The organism is Phenylobacterium sp. (genome assembly GCF_036501465.1).
Lineage (GTDB): Bacteria > Pseudomonadota > Alphaproteobacteria > Caulobacterales > Caulobacteraceae > Phenylobacterium.
On sequence record NZ_DASYAF010000168.1, the window covers coordinates 13,678 to 34,380 of the forward strand.

General features: G+C 67.8%; 16 protein-coding genes. 7 read left to right on the forward strand and 9 right to left on the reverse strand.

Going from position 1 to position 20,703, the window contains the following annotated elements; translation table 11 throughout:
- The first annotated feature begins 100 nt into the window (after window positions 1-100).
- Both VGL85_RS19900 and VGL85_RS19905 read left to right on the forward strand, forming a co-directional pair.
- The gene (locus tag VGL85_RS19900) at window positions 101-2,590 is read left to right on the forward strand and encodes a ribonucleotide reductase (protein ID WP_331590756.1); all 2,490 of its coding nucleotides are present in this window, start codon (window positions 101-103) and stop codon (window positions 2,588-2,590) included.
- Between the two features lie 123 nt (window positions 2,591-2,713).
- Entirely contained in the window at window positions 2,714-3,625 is a 912-nt protein-coding gene (locus VGL85_RS19905; protein WP_331590757.1) for a pentapeptide repeat-containing protein, read from the forward strand.
- A gap of 30 nt (window positions 3,626-3,655) precedes the next feature.
- On the opposite strand, the gene aspS is transcribed toward VGL85_RS19905, so the two are convergent.
- The 3 genes from aspS to VGL85_RS19920 all read right to left on the reverse strand — a co-directional run bounded on the left by aspS (window position 3,656) and on the right by VGL85_RS19920 (window position 7,492).
- Window positions 3,656-5,434 (reverse strand): aspartate--tRNA ligase, encoded by a 1,779-nt coding sequence (gene aspS, locus VGL85_RS19910; RefSeq protein ID WP_331590758.1) that lies wholly within the window; start codon window positions 5,432-5,434, stop codon window positions 3,656-3,658.
- A gap of 78 nt (window positions 5,435-5,512) precedes the next feature.
- A complete protein-coding gene (locus tag VGL85_RS19915) occupies window positions 5,513-6,103 on the reverse strand; it encodes a hypothetical protein (protein WP_331590759.1) in 591 nt (196 codons plus the stop codon).
- A 6-nt stretch (window positions 6,104-6,109) separates the two neighbouring features.
- Window positions 6,110-7,492, reverse strand: coding sequence for a serine hydrolase domain-containing protein (locus VGL85_RS19920; RefSeq protein WP_331590760.1), 1,383 nt, complete (start codon window positions 7,490-7,492; stop codon window positions 6,110-6,112).
- 224 nt (window positions 7,493-7,716) lie between these two features.
- On the opposite strand from VGL85_RS19920, the gene VGL85_RS19925 reads away from it, so the two are divergent.
- Window positions 7,717-8,868 carry a helix-turn-helix transcriptional regulator gene (locus VGL85_RS19925; RefSeq protein WP_331590761.1) on the forward strand — a complete coding sequence of 384 codons (1,152 nt, stop codon included), beginning with the start codon at window positions 7,717-7,719 and terminating at the stop codon, window positions 8,866-8,868.
- Between the two features lie 198 nt (window positions 8,869-9,066).
- Here VGL85_RS19925 and VGL85_RS19930 read toward each other — a convergent pair whose 3' ends face one another.
- The 3 genes from VGL85_RS19930 to VGL85_RS19940 form a co-directional block, all read right to left on the reverse strand.
- The gene (locus VGL85_RS19930) at window positions 9,067-9,432 is read right to left on the reverse strand and encodes a hypothetical protein (protein WP_331590762.1); all 366 of its coding nucleotides are present in this window, start codon (window positions 9,430-9,432) and stop codon (window positions 9,067-9,069) included.
- Window positions 9,433-9,782: 350 nt separating this feature from the next.
- Window positions 9,783-10,244, reverse strand: a complete 462-nt coding sequence (locus tag VGL85_RS19935) for an endonuclease domain-containing protein (RefSeq protein ID WP_331590763.1) — start codon at window positions 10,242-10,244, stop codon at window positions 9,783-9,785.
- A 91-nt stretch (window positions 10,245-10,335) separates the two neighbouring features.
- Window positions 10,336-10,929: a hypothetical protein gene (locus VGL85_RS19940; protein ID WP_331590764.1), complete on the reverse strand. Its 594-nt coding sequence runs from the start codon at window positions 10,927-10,929 to the stop codon at window positions 10,336-10,338.
- Window positions 10,930-11,306: 377 nt separating this feature from the next.
- Between VGL85_RS19940 and VGL85_RS19945 the strand changes: the two genes are divergently transcribed.
- The 3 genes from VGL85_RS19945 (at window position 11,307) to VGL85_RS19955 (ending at window position 14,679) form a co-directional block, all read left to right on the forward strand.
- Window positions 11,307-12,104 (forward strand): PEPxxWA-CTERM sorting domain-containing protein, encoded by a 798-nt coding sequence (locus VGL85_RS19945; protein WP_331590765.1) that lies wholly within the window; start codon window positions 11,307-11,309, stop codon window positions 12,102-12,104.
- 210 nt (window positions 12,105-12,314) lie between these two features.
- Window positions 12,315-13,541, forward strand: coding sequence for a PEPxxWA-CTERM sorting domain-containing protein (locus VGL85_RS19950; RefSeq protein ID WP_331590766.1), 1,227 nt, complete (start codon window positions 12,315-12,317; stop codon window positions 13,539-13,541).
- A 265-nt stretch (window positions 13,542-13,806) separates the two neighbouring features.
- On the forward strand, window positions 13,807-14,679 hold the full coding sequence (locus VGL85_RS19955; RefSeq protein WP_331590767.1) for an MBL fold metallo-hydrolase: 873 nt from the start codon (window positions 13,807-13,809) through the stop codon (window positions 14,677-14,679).
- A gap of 32 nt (window positions 14,680-14,711) precedes the next feature.
- On the opposite strand, the gene VGL85_RS19960 is transcribed toward VGL85_RS19955, so the two are convergent.
- Window positions 14,712-16,520, reverse strand: coding sequence for an ATP-dependent nuclease (locus VGL85_RS19960; RefSeq protein ID WP_331590768.1), 1,809 nt, complete (start codon window positions 16,518-16,520; stop codon window positions 14,712-14,714).
- A gap of 291 nt (window positions 16,521-16,811) precedes the next feature.
- On the opposite strand from VGL85_RS19960, the gene VGL85_RS19965 reads away from it, so the two are divergent.
- Window positions 16,812-17,345, forward strand: coding sequence for a hypothetical protein (locus VGL85_RS19965; RefSeq protein WP_331590769.1), 534 nt, complete (start codon window positions 16,812-16,814; stop codon window positions 17,343-17,345).
- Between the two features lie 143 nt (window positions 17,346-17,488).
- Here VGL85_RS19965 and parC read toward each other — a convergent pair whose 3' ends face one another.
- On the reverse strand, window positions 17,489-19,762 hold the full coding sequence (parC, locus tag VGL85_RS19970) for a DNA topoisomerase IV subunit A (RefSeq protein ID WP_331590770.1): 2,274 nt from the start codon (window positions 19,760-19,762) through the stop codon (window positions 17,489-17,491).
- Between the two features lie 210 nt (window positions 19,763-19,972).
- Entirely contained in the window at window positions 19,973-20,590 is a 618-nt protein-coding gene (locus VGL85_RS19975) for a class I SAM-dependent methyltransferase (RefSeq protein WP_331590771.1), read from the reverse strand.
- Window positions 20,591-20,703 lie beyond the last annotated feature (113 nt).

A 20,703-nucleotide genomic window follows, 5' to 3' on the forward strand; every position in this document is an offset into this window, starting at 1 on the left:
GAGCACACACCAAGATGTTGGGGATGAACACGCCCACGACCGCAACATCTATTGATCGCCCCGCGCCACGCGCCCTAGGCTCGCCGAAGGGAGTCGGCTCATGGGGCGCCAGGCGTCGCGGACGGGAATCGAGGCCCGCGCCATCGAGCGCGGCGGTCGCCTCGTCGAGGTCATGGCCCCGGCCCACTGGACGACCGCACGGCTGGAAGGCTGGCTCGACTGGCCGGACCTCAAGGTGAAGGGCGCCGTCGCCGACCTGCCCGCCGCCATCGCCGACTATGTGGAGGATCTCACCGCCAGGGCCCAGGCCAAGGGGTTGGTGAAGGACGTCCGGGCCCGCACGCGCTTCCGCGACGACCTGACCGAGGCCCTGCTGTCCGGCGTGATCGCCATCGGCCCTCGGCCGGGGGCGGCGGTTGCGGTCGTCGAGGCCGGCTCACCCCAGATCGGCCGGATGGTCGCCGCCTGGCGCGGGCGCGCGGCTGCGGCGGCCGCGACGGCCGAGCTCGGCCGTCGCCTGCAGGCGGTGATGGACGCGATCCTGCGCTGCGAGGGCGACGCCGACGCCTGCGCCGATCCCGCCGCCAATCCGAGCCTCGCTCGCGCCGCCGAGGCCGCCCGGACCGCAGGCGCGTCCGACGCCCTGATCCTGGACGCCATCGCGCTGGCCCGTGCCGGCGAAAGCGCCTGGGAGGCCGAGGCGCCGCCCGCGCCCGGCGGCGTCCAGCTCGTGGTGGTCGGGCCGCCCGACGAGGCGATCGCCGCGGCCGCCTGGGCCACCGGCGCGGTGGTGATGAGCCCCAGCCTGGGCGTGGCTGAACGCGTCGCCGACACCGGCTCGGCGCTTCGCGGCGGCCTGGACCTGATGGGCTTCTGGTCGGACCGGGGCTTCGACATCGACGGCTTCGAGGCCGCCGCGGCGGTGCTGGCCGCCGCCCTGGCGGCCGCCGGCGACGGCCCTGGCCTGGTGGGCCTGGCCGGGCTGGGCGACTGGCTGGTGGCGCACGGCCTCGACTACGACAGCGACGCGGCCCGCGAGACCGCGCGAGAGCTCTACCTCGCAGCGGGACAGGCGATGGCCGGCGCCGGTGACCTTTCGCCCCGGCTTGGCCTGTTCCGCGATCCGGAGCTGGAGCTGCGCCTGGGCGGCGGCCGGTGCTCGGGCGAGCCCTGGGGCGGCCCGCTGACCTTCGCCGAAACCGCCGACGGCGAGACGGTGCGGGTGCTGAGCGAATCCGCCATCCGCGGCCTCGCGCTGGCCGGCGTCGAGGCGGCCGAGGCCCACGCCCTGCTGCTGGGCCGGGCCGACCTTGCGGCCGCACCCGGCGTGAACCACGCGGCCCTGCTGACGCGCGGCTTCACCGACCACGAGATCGCCGCCGTCGAGGCCGCCCTGCCCCTGGTGCAGCGCCTGCCCGACGCCTTCGCGCCCGCCGTGGTCGGCGAGGGCTTCCTGCTCGACGTCATGGGCGTCAGCGCCGAGCAACTCGGCGACCCGCGCTTCGACTTGCTCGCGAGCTTGGGTTTCTCGCTGGCCGATGTGGCCGCGGCGGAGGCCTACGCCCTGGGCGGCGACAGCCTGGCCGAGGCCGAGTTCCTGACCCCGGTCGCCCACGACATCTTCCGCAGCGCCCACGCGCTGGGCGAGGCGCCGCGCCGGGCCATGGCCCAGGCGCTGGACCTGGCGCTCACGGCCCCGCCGGTGGCCGAGGTCGAGCTGCCCTGGAACGCCACGCCGGCCGACGCGCTGGCCGCCCTGAACGAAGCCACCGGCTCGATCCGCCTGCGCCGCGCCGCCGCGCCCGCCGAGGCCGCGCTGGAGCTGCCCAGTCCCACCGAGCCTCGCCCGGCCCGCGCTGCGCCCGAGTCGCCAGAACCCCTCGGGGAGCGGATCGTCGAACGCGTCATCGAGCGCGAGCGCACCCGGCGCAAGCTGCCGGACCGGCGCAAGGGCTATATCCAGAAGGCCCGGGTCGGCGGCCACAAGGTCTATCTGCACACCGGCGAATACGACGACGGCGAGCTCGGCGAGCTGTTCATCGACATGCACAAGGAAGGCGCCGCCTTCCGCTCGCTGATGAACAACTTCGCCATCGCGATTTCCATCGGCCTGCAGTACGGCGTGCCGCTCGAGGAGTTCGTCGACGCCTTCGTCTTCACCCGCTTCGAGCCGGCGGGGCCAGTGACCGGCAACGACAGCGTCCGCTCGGCGACCTCGATCCTCGACTACATCTTCCGCGAGCTCGGCATCTCCTACCTCGGCCGAAAGGACCTGGAGACCAGCGACCCCGACGCGCTCAACGCCGACGGCATGGGCGAGGGCAAGGCGGAGGCCGTGGACGCCGTCGTCGAAGAGATCGGGCCGCAGCCGGCGTCGCGCTTCATCTCCCGCGGCTTTTCACGCGGCGCGGCGCCCGACAACCTGGTCTTCCTGCCCAGCGCCAGCCGCACTAGCGGGCCGGCCGCCAACGAAGCCGCCGACATGTGCGCGACCTGCGGCGACGTGGCCGTGGTCCGCAAGGGCGTCGCGCTGATCTGCGAGAGCTGCGGTGCGCGCGCCGGGCGTCTCAGCGAAGACACAGGCCTGTAAAACGGCGACGCTAGATTGCAGGCATCTACGCCTAAGCCCTTATGAATTACCGCGAATTAAGTAGCGTCGTGGGGCATCGGCGGGCAGATGGAAGCTGTAGATGTTCCAAGGATAGCTTCCGAAGTGAGCAAGACCTCGACCCACCTGCTGAGCGCGCTGGCCGCCCTGATCGCGATCGCGGCGCCCTTGGCCGCCTACGCCGGCGGTGGCGACAAGGAGGTGCCGCGGACCAACACCTTTGGCGGCGACTGCGTCAAATGCGAGCTTTCGGGGCGGCGGATGCACGGCGCCCACTTCATCAACGCCAATTTCTCCGGCGCGGCCCTGGTGGGCGCTGACCTGCGCGAAGCCCACTTCCTGTCGTCCAATTTCAACGGGGCCGACCTGACCCGCGCCGACCTGTCGGACTCCCAGATCATCGGGGTGATCTTCACCAACGCCATACTGACCCACGCCCGGTTCCGCGACAGCCAGGCCACCGCCAGCAACTTCCAGGACGCCAATCTGTCGGGCGCCGACTTTTCCGACGCAGCGGCCCAGAGTTCGAACTTCAGCCAGGCGCAGATGATCGAGACGGTGCTGCGCTCGGCTGACCTCACCAGCGCCAACCTCACTCGGGTGATCGCCCGCAGAGCCAACTTCCACGACACCACCCTGCGGGCCGCCAATCTGAGCTATGGGCACTTCGAACAGGCCGATTTCCGGGACGCCGAGATGGAATTGGCCATCCTGACCAGCGGCAACTTCGAGGGCGCGGATTTCAAGGACGCCAACCTGCGCCGGGCCTTCATCACCGGCGCCGACCTGTCGAAGGCCCGTGGCCTGACCCAGGATCAGCTCGACGAGGCCTGCGCCGACAGCCGCACCCGGGTGCCATCGGGCCTGACCGCCAAGCCCTGCACGGGTCACTTCGTGATGCCGCGGATCCGAGTGACCATCAGCCCGCCCGCGCCTCCGGCTCCGCCGGCGCCGCCCGCGCCGCCCAGCCCGCAGATCGGCCGCAACTACCTGGTCGCGCCGACCATCGCGGAATAGCCGCCTCGCAGCCCTCCGCCGCTGACGACCCTAGGTTTTGATCGGCGGCGCCAGGCGGATATGAAGTTCCTTCAACTGCTTGTCGAAGACTTCTGAGGGCGCGTTCATCAGCAGGTCCTGCCCCTGCTGGTTCAGCGGGAAGGCGATGACCTGGCGGATGGCCGTCTCGCCGGCCAGCAGCATGACGATGCGGTCGATGCCGGGCGCCAGGCCACCGTGCGGCGGCGCGCCGTGGCGGAAGGCATTCAGCATGCCGCCGAACTGCTCCTCGACCACACCCTGATTGTAGCCGGCGATCTCGAAGGCCTTGATCATGATCTCCGGCAGGTGGTTCCGGATCGCCCCGGAGCACAGCTCATAGCCGTTGCAGACGATGTCGTACTGGTAGGCCAGGACGTCGAGCGGGTCCTTGCTGTTCAGCGCCTCCAGCTCGCCCTGCGGCATCGAGAACGGGTTGTGCGAGAAGTCGACGTGGTTCGTCTCCTCGTTGAACTCGAACATCGGGAAATCGACGATCCAGACGAACTCGAAGCGGTCCTCGTCCACCAGCTTGAGGTCCGCGCCCACCTTGGCGCGCGCGATACCCGCGAATTTGTAGAACACCTTCGGGTCGCCGGCGGCGAAGAACACGGCGTCGCCCTGCCCCAGGCCCAGCTGGACCATGACGGCCTCAGTCTTCTCCGGCCCCAGGTTCTTGGCGATCGGGCCGCCCCAGCCGCCCTGGTCGTCGCTCCAGAAGATGTAGCCAAGGCCGGCCTGGCCCTCGCCCTGCGCCCAGCTGTTCATGCGGTCGCAGAAGGCGCGCGAGCCGCCGCTCGGGGCCGGGATCGCCCAGACGGCGTTCTTGGCGTCCTCCAGGATCCGGGCGAACAGGCCGAAGCCGCCGCCACGGAAATGCTCGGAGACGTCCTGCATGACGATCGGGTTGCGCAGGTCGGGCTTGTCGGAGCCGTACCTGGCGATCGCCTCGCGGTAGGGGATGCGCGGGAACGGGTACGGCGTCACCGGCCTACCGTCGGCGAACTCCTCGAAGACGCCGTGCATCACCGGCTCGATGGCCGCGAAGACGTCCTCCTGGGTGACGAAGCTCATCTCCACGTCGAGCTGGTAGAACTCGAGGCTGCGGTCGGCGCGCGGATCTTCGTCTCGGAAGCAGGGCGCGATCTGGAAATAGCGGTCGAAGCCGGAGACCATCAGCAGCTGCTTGAACTGCTGCGGCGCCTGCGGGAGCGCGTAGAACTTGCCCGGGTGCATCCGCGAGGGCACCAGGAAGTCGCGCGCGCCCTCCGGCGAGCTGGCGGTCAGGATCGGCGTCTGGAACTCCAGGAAGCCCTGGCCGATCATCCGGTTGCGGATCGACTGGATGACCTTGGAGCGCAGGACGATGTTCTTGTGCAGGGTCTCGCGGCGCAGGTCGAGGTGGCGGTTCTTGAGCCGGATGTCCTCCGGATAGTCGGGCTCGCCGAACACCGGCAGCGGCAGCTCGCCGGCTTCCGACAGCACGTCCACCTTCTTCACGCGGACCTCGACCTCGCCGGTGGGCAGGTTGGGGTTCACGGTGTCGGCCGAGCGGGCGACCACCTCGCCGTCGATGCGGATCACGCTCTCGGCGCGCAGGTGCTCGACGAGGTCGAAGCCGGGCGTCTCGGGCGACAGCACCAGCTGCGTCAGGCCGTAGTGGTCGCGCAGGTCCACGAACATCAGCCCGCCGTGGTCGCGCTTGCGGTGGATCCAGCCTGACAAGCGGACCGTCTGGCCGGTGTCGGCGGCGCGGAGCGCGCCGCAGGTGTGGGTGCGGTAGGCGTGCATATCTTCTGGAAAAGCGAGTGATTTACGAGGCGCGGAAGGGCGCACGCGAGGGGGCGAAAGTCAAGGCGCGGACCGATCTCAGATCTTGGGGCGCACCAGGTTGCAGTAGTGGCGGATGTCCGCTCGGGCGGCCGGCGGGGCGCAGATCATGACGCCGCCGATCACCACGCAGTAGTAGGCCGTGCGCTGGCGGATCGTCGACAGAACCTCGGCCAGCTCCGGCCACCTGTCGGGATCGAACGGCGGCGGCGGCGGCGCCAGGAAGGCGCGGGCGTCGTCGATCAGCACGAAATGCTCGAAGGGCGACGCCGCGATGGCCGCCAGTTCCTCGATCAGCGGGCAGTCGTCGGTGTCGCCGTACTGGCCGACGCCGGCGTGGCCGTCGAGCCAGAACAGCGCCGGCCCCTCCAGCGCCGAGACCACCTGCGGCAGCTCGGTCCGGGAATCGCCGAGGCGGCAGGTCACCGAGGCGAACGGCTGCAGCCGGGCGGCCGCGACCTCGTGGTATTGCGGGTTGATCTCGATGGTCACCACGCGCGGAAAGACGCCCGCGGCGAACTCGGTGCTGCCGCCGAGATAGGTCCCGGTCTCCACGAAGGTCTGCAACTCGTGCTTCCGCTGGAGACCTCGGACCAGGCCCGACAGCGGCGGCGTGTGAAGCGATCCCAAAGGTCCCTATTTCTCCGGGTGCAGCAGCGCCTGGTAGGTGAGCGTGCGGGCCATGGTGCCGAGGTCGTCGCCGCCGGAGCCGCCCATGCGCTGGATCATGCCGACGTAGAGCAGGTCGTTGGTCGGGTCGATCCAGAACCAGGTGCCGGCCGCGCCCCCCCAGCTCATGGTGTTGTTCCCCTCGTTCATCCCGGCCTTGCGCGCGTCGTTGACCACCTGGAAGTCGAGGCCGAAGCCGACGTATTCGTTGAAGCTCGCAACGCCCGTGCCGTTGTTGTTCACCAGCACGTTGTGCGGGATGACGTTGGTGTCCATCAGCTCGATCGACGACGGCGCCAGGATGCGCACGCCGTCCAGGACGCCCTTGTTCAGCATCATCTGGCAGAAGCGGGCATAGTCCATGGTGGTCGAGACCAGGCCGCCGCCGCCGCTCTCCATGGCCGGCGGCTTGGTGTAGTCAGGCATCTGGGTCCCGAAGAGGTCCTTGGCCTCGACGATCCGGCCGGTCGGCTTGCGGTCCACCACCTCGCCCACATAGACGGCGGCGAGCCGGTTGGCCTTGGCCGGCCCGGTGTAGAAGCCGGTGTCCTTCATCTTCAGCGGGCCGAAGACGTTCTCCTGCAGGAACTGGCCGAACGGCTTGCCGGAGAGCTTCTGGACGATATAGCCCTGGATATCGACGGCGCTGGAGTAGGACCAGCTGGTCCCCGGCTGGTACATCAGCGGGATCGTCGCGGTGCGGTCGATCATCTCCTGCAGGCCGTTGGACGACAGCACCTTGCGCTCGCGATAGAGCTTGTCCACCGGATGGCGGTCGCCCAGGCCGTAGCCGAAGCCGGCGGTGTGGCTCATGATCTCGCGCATGGTCGGCGGACGTTTCATGTCCTCGACCTTGGTGATGTGGCCCTCCTTGTCGGCCTCGACCATCACCTTGAGGTTCTTGAACTCCGGCACGTAGCGGGTGACCGGGTCGTCCAGCCGCCACTTGCCCTGTTCGAACAGGATCATCATGGCCACGCCGGTCAGCGGCTTGGACATGGAATAGACGCGGAAGATCTCGTCCTTCGGCATGGCCTGGCCAGTGGCGAGGCTGGCCTTGCCGTAGGTCTTGAACTCCACGACCTTGCCGTGGCGGGCGAGCAACGTGGTCATGCCGGCCACCCGGCCGTCGGCCACCACCTTGGCCATGTAGTCGTCCATCCGCTTCAAGCGGGCGCTGTCGAAGCCGACGGCTTCCGGCGTGGTGGTCGCGCCGAGATCGCGCCCGCCAGCCCTGGGCGCCGCCTTGGCCGCGGGCGCGGCGGCCGGCGCCTCGGCGGCCTGGACGGCGAAGCCGGCGAACAGCAGGCCGGCGCTGAGCGCCGCGGCGAAACAAGCGTGACGATGCATGGTCTTCCCCCTTGGTGGTTGGCCCGAGCTTCAGATAGCTCGCACCACGACGCAAGCGGGGTTGCGTTTCGCCGCCGTAACACGGGTGTGTGGCCGCGGCGCCGCGGACACCCGACGATCTTCCCCAGCGGAAACCCCTGAGAGGAGAGCGGCCTTGAGGACCGGCGGTATCCGACTATCGTGATCGCCGTGCGACTGGGCTGTGCGTGCGTCTGGGCCGAGGTATGGGCGTCTTCAACAAGAGCGAGTTCCTGGACCTGGTCTACGGGGCGGCCTTGGAGCCGGCCCTGTGGACGTCGGTCATGGAACGCTATGCCGACGCCATCGGCGGGCAGCGGGGCTGGCTGTCGCTGCTCAATCTCAGCGATGGGCGCGGCGGCGGCTACCTGGCGCGGATCGATCCGGCCGAGATGGACCGCTACATGGCCTATTTCGCTGGGATCAACCCGCTGAACCGGGTCGACGACCCGGCGCGGTTCGTCAAGGACTATGTCCCACGCATCCTCACCGACGAGGACTGGATGGCGAAGGACGAGCTGACGTCGTCCGAGTACTACAACGACTTCCTGAAGCCGCAGGGCATCCACTCCTGCGTCATGGTGCGCCTGGCGTGCCGCGGCGGCGGGACGGCGACCATCAACATCACCCGGCCCGCCGAGCACGGCCAGTTCAGCGGCGCCGACCTGGAGCTGGCCAACAGCCTGCACCCGCACCTGATCCGCGCCTTCGACCTGGGCCAGCGGATGGCCATGGACCGGGCGCTGACCAGCGGCTTCGCGGTGGTCTTCGACGAGTCGGCGCACGGCCTGTTCCTGGTCGACGGCCAGGGCCGCCTGCGCCGCATGAACCGGGCCGGCGAGACCCTGGCCGCCCAGCGCAAGGGGCTGACGCTGAGCGGCGGGCGGCTGATCGCGCTGGAGAGCGGCGCGGGCCGCGCGCTGGCCGCCCTGATCGGCCGGGCGGCGGCCGCCGAGCCCGACACCCGCGCCGGCGGCTCCATGGCGCTGGCGGTGACGGAGGGCGCCCTGCCGCTTTCGGTCACCGTGGCCCCGGTGCGGCTGCCCGACGCCGGCCTGCTGGGCGGCGGGCCGATGGTGATCGTCTGCGTCACCGACACCGAGGCCGGCATGCGCCTGCCGGAGCACCGGCTGCGCGACCTGTTCGGCCTGACGCCGGCCGAGGCGCGGCTGGCGCTGGCTCTGTTCGAGGGCGCGAGCCTGGCCGAGGCGGCCGAGACGCTGCAGATCAGCCGCTTCACCGCCCAGAACCACCTGGCGCGGATCTTCGAGAAGACCGGCGCCAACCGCCAGGCGATCCTGATCAAGCTGATGATGCGCGCGGTCGGGCTGGACCTCGAGCCCGCGCCGCCGGGCTAGGCAAATATCCAATCAAGAGATTGATTTTATTACATTACGTCATGGCCGGGCTTGTCCCGGCCAGCCATGCGCGCCGATAGCGCAGAACAAGGAGCAGCGTCGGCGGCGCCGTCTGGCTCCTGCACCGCGGCGTTCACGGGTGGCCGGGACAAGCCCGGCCATGACGGCTGGAAAATGATTGAGTACGGACCCTAGGCCCTAGTTCGAGACGTAGGGGCGCAGGGCCTGCATCTTGCGGACCTCCGCCTGGTCCTGGTCGCGGCGGTCCTTGAGCTCGGCCTTGGTGGCGCAGACCTTCTTGGGGAACATCGAGCCCAGCACCGGCTCGGTGCGGCAGACCACGGTGCTCTTCTGCACCTCGGCGCTGGTCTGCGGCTTGACCTGCGGCGTCACCACCAGCGGCGAGACGGTCTTGGATTTCACGCTGGGCGTCACCACCAGGGGCGTGTCGCTCACGCCCTCCGGCGCGGGGGCGGCCTTGGTCAGCTTGGGCCCGGCGGCGGGCGCGGCGTCAGGCGTGGCCTGGGCGAACAGGACGGCGGCGGCGGTGAGCGCGAGCAGCACGGGCGGACCCTCCGGACAGGCGGACGAGCCTAGCGCCGATCGCGCGGGCCGGAAAGATTCGGGCTGGGGTTGGGGATGTGGTGGTTTGGCACACGGCGCTGCGGGCGTGGTGAGGACTGGTCACCGCGCCCGCAGTCCGGCCAGGTTTCCCTGGCCCTCGGCCGATAGCCTCGGCGCCGACAAAGCGCCGCCCCGGCCAGGCCGAACCGTGAAGCTGCACCATTAACCTTTCGGTCGCCCAAGGGAAGAGGATGTCGCTCGTCGAGCGAAGATGAGAGCTGTTCTTAAGTGGCACGATGCGTGCCAGAATTGGCGAACAGGGTATGCGGCTGGGGCGTTGGGGATGGCGGCTACCTCCCCCGCGAAGCGGCGGGAGGGGGACCGTCCGCCGACCCCGGCGCCAAGCCGGGGGAAGAGCGGATGGTGGAGGGGGCGAGCCCTGCCCGGCGCCTCTCGGCGGCGATCAGCGCCTCCGCCCGCAGCAGGATGCTGTCGGTGACTTGGCCAAGTTCAAGGTAGACCCGCGAGGCGGGAATGCGCAGCACGCTCACCCCCTGCCCCATCAGCCAGCGATCCCGCGCGAAGTCCTTCGCCTGGGCCGCCTCGTCCCAATGGGTGGATCCATCCACCTCCACGGCCAGCCTGGCGGCCGGACAATAGAAGTCGAGGATGATCGAGCCGAACGGATGCTGACGGCGGAACGACGGCTTGTCCGGTCTGCGTCCGCGCAGCCGGCTCCAGAGCATGACCTCGGGTTCGGTCATGGCTTTGCGCATCGCACGTGCGCGGTTGGTGATGAGTGTCTTGCGCATGGGGTCCTGGGTGTGGCTCGCCCCCTCCACCATCCGCTCTTCGGCGGATGGTCCCCCTCCCGCCGCTTCGCGGGGGAGGTAACGCGGCGCGTCAGCCGGTGTCGGCCAGGGGTGGCTGGGCGCTGGTGTTGGCCGGGACGAGGGTCGCCGCGGTGGTGATGACCAGCTCACCAGAGAGCCGCATGTCGCGGGCGAGCGTCTCGGCCAGGACCGCGATGGGCATCTCGGCGAAGCCTGGGGCGTCGCAGGCTTCGTAGAGGCGCGCGTCCAGGTCTTCGCGCAGGACCTCGTACTCTTCCTCGTCGCCTTCGGCTTCGGTCCAGAGCAGGCGGTTGAGGATGTTCCGCACCCGGCGCTTCTGGTTTTCCTCAGGGGTTATGCGGCCAGGCGCCGGCTTGATGATCCGGCTCTCGCGCCGCTCAGCCTCGGCCGCCTGGGCCTCGGCCTCCCGCGCCGCCTCGCGAGCGTCATGCGAAGCATCCCGATCCAGCTTGAAGGTGAGCGCCAGGGTCAGGCGCACGGTGCGCGAGGTCTTGTGGAAGGCTTCGGTGAGGAGCGCCCGTTCTTCCGGCGTCTCCGCCGCGCGGGCCTGCACCGCCAGGTCACGGGCCAGCATCAGGCCGAGCTCTGCGAGCTCGCCCAGGATCTGCTCGGCTCTCTCGCGCTTGGCCACTGCATCCGACATGAACAAAACAAGAACATAGATCGAGCCCAGAGTCAAGGATTTTCGCACCGCTCGTCCCGGCGAAAGCCGGGACCCAGGCTGAGGCGGAGTTCGGGGCCGCCGCGTCCCACGGCGGGGGCCCTTTGGATCCCGGCTTTCGCCGGGCTGAGCGGAGCGAGGGTTGGGGCTCGCCCCCTCCCGCCGCTTTGGGGGAGGTCGGTGGCGGGCCCCACGCGGCGGCGCCTATATAGGCAATTGCGCGCGCCGCCCGATCTGTCGCCTATAGAGAAACGGAAGGTAATCCCCGGAAGGAATTCACTTTTCAGGGGAATCCGGTTTCCAGATTGCATCGTTCAGCTAACGTTGTGATCAAAGTGCAGTCATTGGGGGTTCAAGCCATGCGTCATCCGTTCCGCGCCATCGTCCTTGGCGCCATCTCCGCCAGCGCCCTTGGCGCGGCATCCGCCGCCCGGGCCGACATGCTCGCCCAGTTCTTCACCGTGCAGGCCGACGGCCGCGACTTCGGCCCGGTGATCTGCTGCTTCGCCAACCACGACGAGGTGCTGAACACCCTGGGCCCGAACGGCCTGCCGGTGTGGAACTCCACGCCGTCGGACATCCCCAACAGCCCGACGCTGCTGGACCGCAACCTGACCACCAACGAGCTCAACTGGTGGACGGTGTCCTCCGGCAGCACGAACAGCCCGGTGGTCACCTCCGACGGCCCGGCCGTGGTGATCAGCGGCAACAGCTACGACAATGGCTCCATGTATCCGGTGAACGGGACCAACACCCATAACGGCGACGGGACCGGGTTCCAGACGGCGATCTTCTCCGGCTCGTTCAACCTGAACACCGCCCAGACCATCGACTTCAGCCTGGGCGCCGACGACGACGCCCTGCTGTTCGTCGACGGCAAGGCCGCGGTGATCCTGGGCGGCATCCACGGCGACACGCCGGCCGACAACGACGTGGCGCTGGACTCCGGCGCCCACACCTTCGAGCTGTTCTACGCCGACCGCCAGGAGACCGGCGCGGCGCTGAACTTCAGCATCCCGAACGACGTGGCGGTGATCGCCACGCCCCCGACCCCCGGCGTGCCGGAGCCGGCGGCCTGGGCGCTGATGATCCTGGGCTTCGGGGCCGTGGGCGCGAGCCTGCGCACGCGGCGCCAGGCGGAGGTTGCGTCGGCCTGAGGACCCTCCCCGGCCTAAGTCTCCGGACCGGACGCAGTGGAAGCCGGGGCCCCCAGGGGTTCCGGCTTTCGGCGTCTCTGGAGCAATTCATCTGATGGGCGACCGCTCGCCTCTCAGGCGTGCCTGCGACTTTAGTCCTACGACTTTGGTCCAATATCTAGAGCCATCCCAAGGCCTTACCCTCGTGGAGACAGGCTTTGGGGGATGGATATGACGAGACGGTCTCAAGCGGCGGCGCTGATCATCGCGCTGTTCGGCGCGACGGCGCTCACGGCGGCGGCCAACGCGGCGCGGGCGGCGACGCCGCTCACCCAGGTCCAGACCGTGGCCGGCGGCGGCGGCGTGCAGACCGCCTCGGCCACGGGCGCCTTTGGCGTCATCCCCGGTGGCGGCCTCGTCTTCCCGACCACCTATCAGTTCGATGGCTGGAACCCGGCCAGCGGCGTGTTCGGCCTCGGGATCAACGGGGTGCTGGTCGGCGCCACCCTGGACTACCAGTCCACCTTCAGCGTGGCGACCACCACCAGCGTGAGCCCGTTCCAGGGCCAGACCGCGCCGCCGTTCGCCAGCGTGCCGTTCACCAACAGCGTCGGCCTGACGCTCACCCCGGGCGGCGTCAACGCCACCGCCTCGAACAACTTCACGCTCGGCTGCACGGGCGCGTCGGCGAGCCAGGGGTGCAGCGCGTCCGGCAGCCAGAGCCAGGCGTTCGACGTCCACCAGACCTTCACCGACCTTTCGACCCTGCAGGCCTTCGCCTCGGCCGGCGTCCAGGGGGTGACGGTCACGCCCTCGGTGACCGCGGCGTCGAACATCTTCGGCTTCGACGGCGACACCCCCAACTTCAGCATGACCGACACCGCGACCCTGACCCCCAGCGCGCTCAGCCTGACCTACGACTACCTCAAGCACGGTCTGCCCTCGTTCGTGTCGCCCGACACCATACCGCCGGGGCTGCTGAGCCTGATCAGCCAGGTCCCCGGCCTGGCGTCCCTGCTGAACACCGAGACCCTGGACTTCTCGACCGTGACCCAGGGCTCGGCCGCGACCCTGGGCGGGACGATCTTCAACCTCGGCGACGCCAACACCGATGGGCTGCAGCTCGACGGCTTCCACGTGCTGGGCACGCCGGGGCCGTTCACCCTCGACGTGCCGGCGTTCAGCGACCTGGAGACCACGGGCAGCCAGGGTTTCACCGTCGGCTTCGACACCAGCCAGCTCGGCGTCTTCTCCCAGCAGTTCGAGATCGACCTGTCCGACGCCGGGACGGGCCTCGGCCGCGACAGCTACGCCATGATCCTGACCGTCACCGGCGATGTGGTCGCCGGCGCGCCGGTCACCGGCGTACCCGAGCCCGCGGCCTGGGCGCTGATGATCCTGGGCTTTGGGGCCGTAGGCGCGAGCCTGCGCGCGCGGCGGGGCGTGGCGGCCGTCTAGAGAACCACGGAATACACGGAACACACGGAAAAGCGGGCCCGCGCCAGCGGGCGGCCTCTCCTCCCTTGTTCGTGTGGTTCGTGTGGTTCGTGGATAGCCTTCTGGCCGTGGGGACGGCTTGGGCATCGCAGGCATTGGTCCACGAACCACACGAACGACACGAACGCGCCCTCCTGACCGCCTTCCGTGTGGTCCGTGTTTTCCGTGGTTTCAAATGCGCGCCCCGCGCGCCTAGGATCGCCGCCTCTGGCGCGGGAGGACGGCGATGCTGAGCTGGCGGATCGGGGACGTGACGGTGACGCGGATCCTGGAGCTGGAGGCGACCGGGGGCACGCGGTTCATCCTGCCGCAGGCGACGCCGGAGGTGGTGCGCGAGATCGGCTGGCTTAGCCCCCACTTCGCCGACGAGAACGGCAAGCTGCGCATGAGCATCCACGCCCTGGTGGTGGAGACGCCCACCTGCCGCATCCTGGTCGACACCTGCATCGGCAACGACAAGGACCGCGACATCCCCACCTGGAGCGGGCTGCAGACCAGTTTCCTCGCCGACCTGGCCGCCGCCGGTTACCCGCGCGAGAGCATCGACGTGGTGCTCTGCACCCACCTGCACGTGGACCATGTGGGCTGGAACACCATGCTGGTCGACGGCGCCTGGGTCCCGACCTTCCCCAACGCCCGCTACCTGCTGGCCCGCGACGAGTTCGAATACTGGAAGGCCGAGGAGGAAGCCGAGGCCAGGGACGGCGCAGACCTGGCGCGCTCACCCTTCCACGACAGCGTGCGGCCGGTGTGGGAGGCGGGCCTGGTCGAGCTGGTGGAGACCACCCACCAGGTGTGCCCGGAGGTCGCCCTGGAGCCGACGCTCGGCCACACGCCGGGCCACGTCAGCGTTCGCATCCGCTCGGGCGACAAGGAGGCCCTGATCACCGGCGACTTCATCCACCACCCCTGCCAGCTCACCCACCCGGAGTGGGACACGCCCGCGGACTATGACGGGACGGCGTCCACGGCGACGCGGCGGCGGATGTTCGGCGCGCTGGCGGGGACGGAGACGCTGGTGATCGGCACCCACTTCGCCGCGCCGACGGCGGGGTGGGTGGAGAGCGCCGAGGGTGGGGTTTGGCGGTTGCGGGTGTGAGGGGGCGGCACGAGACGGCCGCAACCCCCAAATCATCTCAGATTTTCGCGGGCCACCTCTGCAACTGCGTCGATGACTTCAGTGGCAAACCCTCGGGCCGCCGCTTCTCGAGCAAATAAACGCTTCAAAGAAGGCGGCACTCCCCGTGAATAAAACCAATCTGCCGAGCCTGGTTCAGCGTTCGCCAACTCATGGCATTTCACCTGCCCAAGGCTCGGCCAATAGTCACCGTTTATACTTGTACGCCAGTTTGTCACTTCGTCACTTGGATATGAGTCTGCCAGTTCCATGCAAAGAGCTGCTGATTCGACCACGGGATATAAGAATTCAGCCGTAAAGAACGCCTGATCGCTACCTATATGCCTGCGCCTCAGGAACAACTTAAACTCGTCGGTTTGCGGCAATACCCAGACTTTCGTGTTGTCCCGGTAGTCAACCGGGTGGCCCAGCAGAAGACCTTTCGCTAGCTTCCTAGCAGCACTCCTTCCCGCCTTATCATCGTCAAACAGGAACAATGTGGGAGCCGCGGCTCGAATACCGCCCTGCTCCAGCACAGCACTCAGCAGTGCATCAGACGTCTGCGGCGTTCCACCGAGTGGCTTTACGTCTACCTCCTCCCCAATACCAATTCGGCTAAACGCAGCGCTGAATATCTCAACGTCATGGACACCTTCGACAAAGAGAGCTGGACGCTTAAGTTGTTCCAATTCTTCTCTAAGCGCCTCTGCTTCCGCCTCCTTGGCGCGCAACGCCTCGCGTTGCTCTCCCATTCGACGAATTACAAAGGGTAATTGGAGAAGTCCCGCCTGTTCCATTCTTAATTCAGCGTCCTCAAGCCGATTAATAAGCGACGCCGCGTTAGATGGGTTCATCGTTCCATCGGGACCAGGCTCTTGTCTTGTTATGAAATATCTTCGAACTGCCGCCTCACCGGCTTCATTTGCGAGGTAGAACGCAGGAGAGTGGCTAGTGATAAATACCTGAGTATCTACTCGGGCCGCAAAATCAGCGAACCGGTGCGCCTCAAGCTCAGCAGCGCCAAGGTCCAAAGAATTTTCCGGCTCCTCAAAGCCCCAAAGATAGGTCTTCTTTCGTGGTTCGTTCTCATTAATAAATCTAAGTAATTCAGGTAGATGCCTCGCCTTTATACCATCGCCCTTCTGCCGCAGCATCGAATGCCCCGCCGCCCCATGAGCGAAATCCAAATTTCTAAATAGGCGGCTCATTTCTGTCGGCGGCGCTAATTTTGCGGGCGCGCCAAATAGCGTGCCTAGCTGATCAGACAGACTTGTCGTCTGCTCCGCGATAGCGTCCACAAATCTTGTCGTTGCGTCACGCAGAGCCTCTGTCTCAGAGGCGGCCCCATACATCCTCTCGATCAAATCCGCGTATACATTTAGATCTTTAATCGCTGGGATGTAGGCAAAATCGATGTCATTCAGGAATCTCGTGAGCCTCGCGCTCTTTCCCGCAGTATCCATATGCGGAAACACCGTCTGCGTTAGATCTCCACCTCGATTCCATTGACGTTTTACAGCCACCTCCTTCCCCACTGACTGAACATAGTTGTCTGGAACGTTGAAAGTAATTTTTATCCAAACGAACTGCTTACCCTTTGCATCGCGAGCCTCCTGTCGCCGTTGATCCGATAGATCAACGTCAAATTCTACCTTTCGGCCCGCCTCGACATCACCGTTGAAGAATAGATTGAGCGCTCTGAGAAGATTGGACTTCCCGCTATCATTCCGACCAAATATAACATTCATGTCGCCCACGTCGTCGAGCGTCGCCCCGTAGAGCGATCTGAGATAGTTCACCTCAATCTTCTTGATGAGTTTCATTAGCCGCTCGACCTCGCCAACACTTGCTGGCCGCTCCTACGCGTGCCGTTGACTTATGAGTTTTCGGATTGGCACCGCACTGACTCGAATCAGTTGCAACCGTATCACGAGTGATTCGCGAACTGCACGGCGAACGCTTGCTTGCGAACCACGGCTCGCCCCTCCACCACTCGCTCGTCGGCGAGCGGTCCCCCTCCCGCCGCTTCGCGGGGGAGGTAGGCGCTACCTTGTCTGCCGCCGGAAACTCCGTCCTACTCCACGCGGGCGTATCGGGATCGGGGCTGAGGGCAGATGTCTGTCGAAGACAAGCGGCTGGATCGGCAGCAGGCCTATCAGCACTTCCACATCGGCATCTATCTGAGCCTGGCGACGGCGATCATGGGCGCGTCGTTCTTCAGCGGCGACAAGGTCGCCGACCTGGTCTGGTGGCTGAAGCTGCTGCTGTTCCTCAGCATTCTACTCCTGTTGTTCGCTGGGGCCTGCGGCGGGATGGTCGCTTCGCAAATCCCGCGCGTGACGAGCCACAACGACCTCCAGACAAAACGCCACGGCTTTAGCCTGCCAGGGCAGGATTCCAGGGGCCGCTGGCCGAACCTCGACGGGAAGACCTGGGAGGCGTGGGAACACTTCTACTTCTGGGCAGCCATGATCGTGTTGGTGGCTTTTACTGGGGCTTTCCTGGGATGCCCTAAGGCAACGTCGCCCCATCAGCGGGAAGTCATCCCAGTTTCGGTTACGTCCAAAGAGTTCGAGGTGAGGCTCGCCCCCTCCACCATCCGCTCTTCGGCGGACGGTCCCCCTCCCGCCGCTTCGCGGGGGAGGTAGGGCTCCGCTCATCCCGGCGAAAGCCGGGACCCATGGGGCGCAGGGGATTTTCGGGCCGGCCGCATCCTTCCGGCTGACTCAGCTTGGATCCCCGCCTTCGCGGGGATGAGCGGGGTTTTGGGGTGTGGGCGAAGCGGCGGGGGTTATTTGGGCCTGAACCGCTTCGTCGCCGGGAAGCCCTTGGGGGCCAGCTTGCCGGCGCCGGCCCTGCGGCCCAGCCATTCGCGCCATTCCGGCCAGGCGCGGGTGCGGCCGTCGGCGGTGGTCCAGGCGGCTTCGCCGGCGCCGCTAAACGCCATGGCGTCGCGCAGGCCGCCTTCGCGGTAGGCCTGGAGCTTGACGCCCTTGCCTCTGGGCATCTCGGGCAGTTCCTCGGTGGGGAAGATCAGGATCTTGCCGTTGTCGCCGATGACCGCGATCTGGTCGTCGCCGTCGGCCCCATTTCCTTCTTTCAGGGGCACGCTGACCACGGCCGTGCCGTTCAGCACCTGCTTGCCGGCGCGGCGGAAGGCGATGGCCTCGGCCTCCGGCAGGATGAAGCCGTACCCGGCCTTGCTGGCCAGGACGCGGCGGCGACCCGGCTGGTGGGCGAAGACGTCGATGATCGCCACCTTGTCGTCGAGGTCGATCATCAGGCGCACCGGCTCGCCGTGGCCGCGCGCGCTGGGGAGCTTGTCGCAGCCGAGCGTGAAGAAGCGGCCGTCGGAGGCCAGGATCAGCAGCTTGTCGGTGGTCTCGGCCGGGACCAGGAAGGCCAGCTTGTCGCCCTCCTTGAACTTCAGCTCCGAGGGGTCGTCGACCCGGCCCTTGGCGGCGCGGATCCAGCCGCGGTCCGACAGGATGACGGTGATCGGCTCGCGCACGATCATCGATTCCAGGGCGGCCTCGGTGTCGATCTCCGGCGCCTCGGCGAACTGGCTGCGGCGTTTGCCGAGCGCGGTCTGGGCGCCGACGATGGACAGGGTGTGCTTCAGCCCCTCGCCCACCAGCTTCCACTGGGCGCGGTCGTTGGCCAGCATGCCGACGATGCCGTCGCGCTCTTCGCTGAGGTCGGCGTGTTCGCGGCGCAGCTCCATCTCCTCCAGCCGGGCGAGCTGGCGCAGGCGGGTGTTGAGGATGGCCTCGGCCTGGATGTCGGTGAGCGCGAACGCCTCGATCAGGCGGGCCTTGGGCTCGTCCTCGTAGCGGACGATGCGGATCACCTCGTCGAGGTTGAGGTAGGCGATCAGCAGGCCGTCGAGGATGTGGAGGCGGGCCTCGATCCTGGTGAGCCGATGGCCGGCGCGGCGGACCAGCACCTGGCGGCGGTGGTCGAGGAAGGCCTTGAGAATGGCCTTCAGCCCCATGACGCCGGGCGTGCCGCGCGCGTCCAGGACGTTGAGGTTGACGGAGAAGCGGGTCTCCAGGTCGGAGAGCTTGAACAGGCTCTCCATCAGCACTTCCGGCTCGACGTTGCGGGACTTGGGCTCCAGCACCAGGCGCACGTCCTCGGCGGACTCGTCGCGCACGTCGCCCAAGAGCGGGGCCTTCTTGTCCTCGATCAGCTGGGCGATGCCCTCGACCAGGTCGGCCTTCTTCACCTGGTAGGGGATCTCGGTGACGACGATCTGGTAGGTCCCGCGGCCGGTTTCCTCGCGCTCCCACTTCGCCCGCTGGCGCACGCCGCCGCGGCCGGTCTCGTAGGTTTCCAAGAGGCTCGGCGCCGGCTCGACGATGACCCCGCCGGTGGGGAAGTCCGGGCCCTTCACATGGGCCATGAGCTCGGCGGTGGTGGCGTCCGGGTTGGCCAGCAGCAGCAGGCAGGCGTCGATCAGCTCGGCGGCGTTGTGCGGCGGGATGGAGGTCGCCATGCCGACCGCGATGCCGGTGGCGCCATTGGCCAAGAGGTTCGGGAAGCCGGTGGGCAGGACGACCGGCTCTTCGTCCTGGCCGTCGTAGGTGGGCTTGAAGTCGACGGCGTCCTCGTCGATGCCGTCCAGCAGCAGCATGGCCGCGGCGGTGAGCTTGGCCTCGGTGTAGCGCATGGCGGCGGGGTTATCGCCGTCGATGTTGCCGAAGTTGCCCTGGCCGTCGACCAGCGGGAAGCGCTGGGAAAAGTCCTGCGCCATGCGCACCAGGGTGTCGTAGATCGACTGGTCGCCGTGCGGGTGGTAGCCGCCCATCACCTCGCCCACCACCTTGGCGCATTTCCGCGCGGCGGCCTCCGGGTTCAGCCGCATCTCGCGCATGGCGTAGAGCACGCGCCGCTGCACCGGCTTCAGCCCGTCGCGCACGTCCGGCAGCGCGCGGTCGGTGATGACGCTGAGCGCATAGGCCAGGTAGCGCCGGCTGAGCGCCTCGGCGAAGGGCTCGTCGATGATCCGGTCGTCGGGGCCCGGCCCGGACGGCGGCGGGGCGGCGGTGGTGATGTCGTTCATGGGAGGCTGGGAGATGGGAATCGGCGGGGGATATTTCACCCACGTTCTAGCGCGTCAAAACCGCGTGTAGGTTATCTACTGCCATCGACCTCGATCCGTCATGGCCGGGCTTGTCCCGGCCACCCATGCGCACCGCCGTTCAGGGGTTCTCTTGCGGCGATCGTGTGTATGGGTCCCCGGCACAAGGCCGGGGATGACGGTCTTGGGAAATCAGGCCGGCGCAAACGGCCCCGCGAACACGCCCGACGCCGCGAGGTCACGGGCGAAGATGAAGTCGGCGGCCGGGTCGGCGCGCAGGCCGTTGATCAGGACGAGCTGGATCTCGTTGCCGGTGCTGGGCGCGACCGAGCTGAAGCCGCTGGCCTTGTAGCGGGCGAAATCGGCCGGATACCAGGTGGAGATGTGGGCCTCGGCCGCGTGGCCCTGCCAGGCGCCCTGGGGGTAGTCGATGGGGACCACCAGGACGATGTATTTAGTGCGGTAGTAGAGATAGTCGATCAGGTCGACGCCGCGCGACTTGCGGAAATGCTCCAGGACGTCGCCCAGGATCACCAGGTCCCAGAAGGCGTCGGGGCTGACGTCCGGCAGCAGGCAGGCGTCGCCCTGCTGCACGAAGTCGTAGAGCTCGGCCAGCCTGAACTGCTCGATGTAGCTGGGGTCGATCTCCACCGCGGTCAGCGAGCCCACCGCCAGGCCGGCGGCGCGCAGCTGGCCCACGATCCGGCCGTACTTGCCGGCGCCGGGGCCGATGTCGAGCACCGAGTCCGGGGCCATCCGTTGGATCAGCGCGGCGATGTGCTGGTCGAAGACCGGCGCGGACACGGGCATGACAGGCTCTCCAGCGCCCCTCTCAGGCGACATTGGCGCAGGGTTTTGCGGGGACGGGGCGCGGTGTCAATCGGGGCCTTGACTCCATCGTTTACCGGCGTAATCGTCAGGCT

What these genes read in the sequence shown, in the direction of transcription:
- VGL85_RS19925 (WP_331590761.1), top strand. Translation starts at nt 7,717, where the DNA reads ATGGGCGTCTTCAACAAGAGCGAGTTCCTGGACCTGGTCTACGGGGCG.
- VGL85_RS19950 (WP_331590766.1), top strand. Translation starts at nt 12,315, where the DNA reads ATGACGAGACGGTCTCAAGCGGCGGCGCTGATCATCGCGCTGTTCGGC.
- VGL85_RS19965 (WP_331590769.1), top strand. Translation starts at nt 16,812, where the DNA reads ATGTCTGTCGAAGACAAGCGGCTGGATCGGCAGCAGGCCTATCAGCAC.
- VGL85_RS19900 (WP_331590756.1), top strand. Translation starts at nt 101, where the DNA reads ATGGGGCGCCAGGCGTCGCGGACGGGAATCGAGGCCCGCGCCATCGAG.
- VGL85_RS19960 (WP_331590768.1), bottom strand. Translation starts at nt 16,520, where the DNA reads ATGAAACTCATCAAGAAGATTGAGGTGAACTATCTCAGATCGCTCTAC.
- VGL85_RS19945 (WP_331590765.1), top strand. Translation starts at nt 11,307, where the DNA reads ATGCGTCATCCGTTCCGCGCCATCGTCCTTGGCGCCATCTCCGCCAGC.
- aspS (WP_331590758.1), bottom strand. Translation starts at nt 5,434, where the DNA reads ATGCACGCCTACCGCACCCACACCTGCGGCGCGCTCCGCGCCGCCGAC.
- parC (WP_331590770.1), bottom strand. Translation starts at nt 19,762, where the DNA reads ATGAACGACATCACCACCGCCGCCCCGCCGCCGTCCGGGCCGGGCCCC.
- VGL85_RS19975 (WP_331590771.1), bottom strand. Translation starts at nt 20,590, where the DNA reads ATGCCCGTGTCCGCGCCGGTCTTCGACCAGCACATCGCCGCGCTGATC.
- VGL85_RS19940 (WP_331590764.1), bottom strand. Translation starts at nt 10,929, where the DNA reads ATGTCGGATGCAGTGGCCAAGCGCGAGAGAGCCGAGCAGATCCTGGGC.
- VGL85_RS19920 (WP_331590760.1), bottom strand. Translation starts at nt 7,492, where the DNA reads ATGCATCGTCACGCTTGTTTCGCCGCGGCGCTCAGCGCCGGCCTGCTG.
- VGL85_RS19935 (WP_331590763.1), bottom strand. Translation starts at nt 10,244, where the DNA reads ATGCGCAAGACACTCATCACCAACCGCGCACGTGCGATGCGCAAAGCC.
- VGL85_RS19955 (WP_331590767.1), top strand. Translation starts at nt 13,807, where the DNA reads ATGCTGAGCTGGCGGATCGGGGACGTGACGGTGACGCGGATCCTGGAG.